This window comes from Myroides sp. N17-2, assembly GCF_002286775.1.
Taxonomy (GTDB): domain Bacteria; phylum Bacteroidota; class Bacteroidia; order Flavobacteriales; family Flavobacteriaceae; genus Flavobacterium.
Genome location: NZ_NSGJ01000087.1, coordinates 1 through 3,542 on the forward strand (window position 1 = coordinate 1; position 3,542 = coordinate 3,542).

Genomic DNA, 3,542 nt, shown 5'->3' on the forward strand with positions numbered 1-3,542 from the left:
CAGATTGGGACTGCTTTTATTTCCTTTGTATATGGCTAGCTAGCTGATTGGTTATATCCTTAATGAAGTAACTAAACAGCATAAATCCCGACAGCAAATCTGCGTGATTGAATGCAGACTAATTACAAATTTTTGAGTTAATGAACTAGTTGATTAAGGGTATATAGGTGCATAGCAACTTACATACGTGCTATGATATTTATAACTGATTGTTCAGCTAGCCAAACAGCTAATTTGATATAATATTAAAAACGATAGATATGATAAATGAAGAAACCAAAAATCAGCAACCCGAAAAAAGGATTTCTCTATAGAAAATTTCCTAACTGATGAAAAGAAACAACCTTTGACGGAACAACAGGCAGTAACACATCGGGAAGATTTTGCCAAACCCGAAGTAAACGAGGAAGCACTGATGAATATAATTGCAGGGGAAGAACCCGTGGAAATAGCAACAGAAATGGAACAAACCAAACCGTCAGCGAACACCACGAAAAAAAGTACCTCAAAGCCAAAGAAGATGACGAAAGAGGATTACTGCGGGCAGTTCTTTAAAATCCCGAACAGGACTGCAAGCAAAGGCAAATCGGTCTATGTACGGCAGGAACACCACGAAACATTTAACAGGCTTACAAACATTATGGGGATTGACAAGCTAACTATTTATGCTTATCTGGACAACATTATCGAATACCATTTTCAGGAGTTCGGAGAACTGATTAAGGAAATCTATAACGATAAGCACAAGCCGTTGTTTTGATAACCGTTCTTTGGTCAGGATGCGTAACTCCCTATTAAAATTGTTTCCAAAAGAAAAAAACAGAAAAAAAAGAAAGCCATTTTAACAAGGCGGACAGGCGGAAAAACCAAAAGGAAACGGAATAAATCCCGAAGGGTGGTAGGGCAATCACACAACAACTGGGCGAAGCCACCTTTTTGCCCTGCCATTATGCCGTAGTCTTTTGGTTGGGCGGTGCGGTGGCTGTCCGCCTTATCTTTGCTCCCTTTTTATTCTTTTTTTTAATCAATTCCAATCAAAGAAAGGGTACAAAAAACACGTAAGGGCTAAAGATAGGGTGTTTTTTGTATGCTTTCCTTTATCCGTACAAAACTCTTTAAATGTGTGAGGGCTTTGCGAGGAAAATTTAAAGTGTTTTAAGGATTACTTTCTATTCATATCGTGCCAACATAAGCCAAATACTGCCACATAACGCCAAATGAGAACAATACATTCCTTTGTGTTCTATATTGGGGGAAATTTTGAACCAATGGCACAAAAAACAATTACCGAAAAAGAGAATAAAGAAAACGAGCTATCCGAGAAGAAAAAGAATACTTCTTTTATGCAGGTCGATAAGTATAGCGACCCGATTTCCAATTTCATTACCAACCTTAAACGCCAATTCAGAGAAACAAAGGGTTTAGGTCTGAGCAAGCTGTTTGGGGGCAAACGTGTTGAACAACAAAAACAGACTGCCGAACCTGAAAGCATAATAGGTGTGACAAAAACGGTTATGCGTTCGGATTTCAAAAACGATGAAAAAATTCAGACTGTACAGCCAAACAGAAAACCTGCTTTTAGAATGGATAATACAATCAAAACACAACAAGCTCACCCGAAAAACAATAAATCAAAATTGGGATTATAGCCGAGTATTTGGCAACTGTACGCCAAATACCGCCATCGGATGCAACATTGGAATACCTAATGTAAATACCTTTTATTTTAGAGGTTTAAATGATGCAGATATGGAAATAACAGTTTTAGATATTCAGATTTTAAAGGCATTGCACAGAGAAGTAAAGGAAGTTTCTTTATTGATTAAGGAAGTCACTGCACCCTACAAAGCACTGCAACAGGCAACAAAATGGCTCGACCAACAGGAAGCCTGCCAATTGCTCAACATCAGCAAAAGAACGTTGCAGACGTATAGGGCAAAAGGCATTCTTGGAGCAACGCAAATCAATCGGAAAACGTATTTCAGATTATCCGAAGTGGAGTTACTTCTGCAGGGAGAGCGACCATTAAAAAAGCAAAAGAAATGAAACAGATTGGAAATTCAAACGAAGATATGCTTGCCTTGCTCGAAGCTGTGGTAGGCATCAAAAATGAACTGTTGTATATCAGAGAATATTTCCACCCATTACTAAAAGGGGAAATCTATCTGTCAGGCGAACAGGTTTGCGAGATGTTACACATAAGCAAACGGACATTGCAACAGTACAGGGATGACGGACTGATACCTTTTATCAAGCTCGAACGGAAAATCTTGTTTCGTGAAAGCGATATTGTAAAAGTATTGGAAGATAACTATCAGCGTTAGCCCATTAAATGAATGCTTTGAAACTGCAACCCGTATCGGTCAATTAAAGAAACAGCCCACTGCTTAAAGCGGTGGGCTGTGTTGTTTTAAAAAATTGTGACATTAATGTTATAGGCTTGAAACAAAGGACTCCTCCATACCCTTAAATTTATGAGATACCTTTTGCATATCCTTACCAACTTTCTCGTTGAGTATCTTAGCATAAATCTGAGTAGTGGCAATGTTTTTATGCCCTAACATCTTGCTCAAACTCTCCAACGGAACACCCTCGCTTAAAAATAGCGTAGCAAACGTATGACGTGCCAAATGAAAGGTTACTTTCTTTTCTACAAGGCAGTCAATCAGTTGAGATATTCTCTTTAAGCTGTCATTACAAACCGTATTAGATGGTACAGGAAATACCTTTCCATCCTTTGATAATCCTGCATATTTTTCGATAATCATTTTCGGAATATCCAAGAGCATCACGTTTGAAGATGTAGCGGTTTTCTTTCTTCGTACAATAATCCACCTGTTACCGTCAAAAAAATCTTGGATATTGCTGTTTTTAAGTCCTTTCATATCTGAATAAGAAAGCCCTGTAAAGCAACTGAAAACAAACAGGTCTTTTACCAATTCATCTTTCTTTTTCTCGCAGTTGAACGTTACGAGCTGTTCCAATTCATTACGCAATAGATAACCACGGTCTTTATCCTTTTTGGTATTCTTGTATTCGCTGAACGGATTAAAAGCAAGATGCTTTCTGCTCATTGCCAATCGGCAAAGCGTAGTAAATCCAATCATATACAGCCAAATGGTGTTGTGTGTTAAACTTTGGTCTTCACGCAGGTAGTAATCAAAGTCCTGCACAAAATCAGGTGTAAGGTCGTTAAAGGACACATCGGAATAGCTGTATTTTGTAAGTGCAAAATTTCGAAGATGTTTCAAAAGTATTTTATATTTACTGCGTGTGCCATTTACCCGAAGTCCACTATTAACCTTTTTCTCATAGTCGGATAGGAACTGTTCATAGAATTTGAAAAAGGTAAGTTCCCCGCTTTCCATACCGAGAAAAGCATTTTTAAGTTTCGCACTGTTTACAGCCCCCTCATTCTTCAGGATTTTGGAATAGCATTCCTCAATACCCGAACGAATTTTGTCAAGTTTCCTGTTTGTGTCTTGTGCTTCTCGGCTTTTACCTAAAACCCTGCCGTACTTCAAATCCCAATTTGTTGCGGA

General features: G+C 38.3%; 5 protein-coding genes. 4 read left to right on the forward strand and 1 reads right to left on the reverse strand.

The window, feature by feature from the left end; all coding sequences use genetic code 11:
- The first annotated feature begins 346 nt into the window (after positions 1–346).
- The 4 genes from CF599_RS19125 to CF599_RS19140 all read left to right on the forward strand — a co-directional run bounded on the left by CF599_RS19125 (position 347) and on the right by CF599_RS19140 (position 2,324).
- Complete coding sequence (locus CF599_RS19125) at positions 347–760, forward strand: DUF3408 domain-containing protein (protein WP_254050369.1); 414 nt, start codon at positions 347–349, stop codon at positions 758–760.
- Between the two features lie 457 nt (positions 761–1,217).
- Positions 1,218–1,649: a hypothetical protein gene (locus CF599_RS19130; RefSeq protein ID WP_115950301.1), complete on the forward strand. Its 432-nt coding sequence runs from the start codon at positions 1,218–1,220 to the stop codon at positions 1,647–1,649.
- 100 nt (positions 1,650–1,749) lie between these two features.
- Positions 1,750–2,046: a helix-turn-helix domain-containing protein gene (locus CF599_RS19135; RefSeq protein ID WP_115950300.1), complete on the forward strand. Its 297-nt coding sequence runs from the start codon at positions 1,750–1,752 to the stop codon at positions 2,044–2,046.
- A complete protein-coding gene (locus tag CF599_RS19140; protein ID WP_021191501.1) occupies positions 2,043–2,324 on the forward strand; it encodes a helix-turn-helix domain-containing protein in 282 nt (93 codons plus the stop codon). The genes CF599_RS19135 and CF599_RS19140 overlap by 4 nt, the downstream gene beginning before the upstream one ends.
- 108 nt (positions 2,325–2,432) lie before the next feature.
- On the opposite strand, the gene CF599_RS19145 is transcribed toward CF599_RS19140, so the two are convergent.
- Positions 2,433–3,542, reverse strand: a 1,110-nt coding sequence (locus CF599_RS19145; protein WP_143824843.1) for a site-specific integrase, incomplete at its 5' end; no start/stop codon positions are given.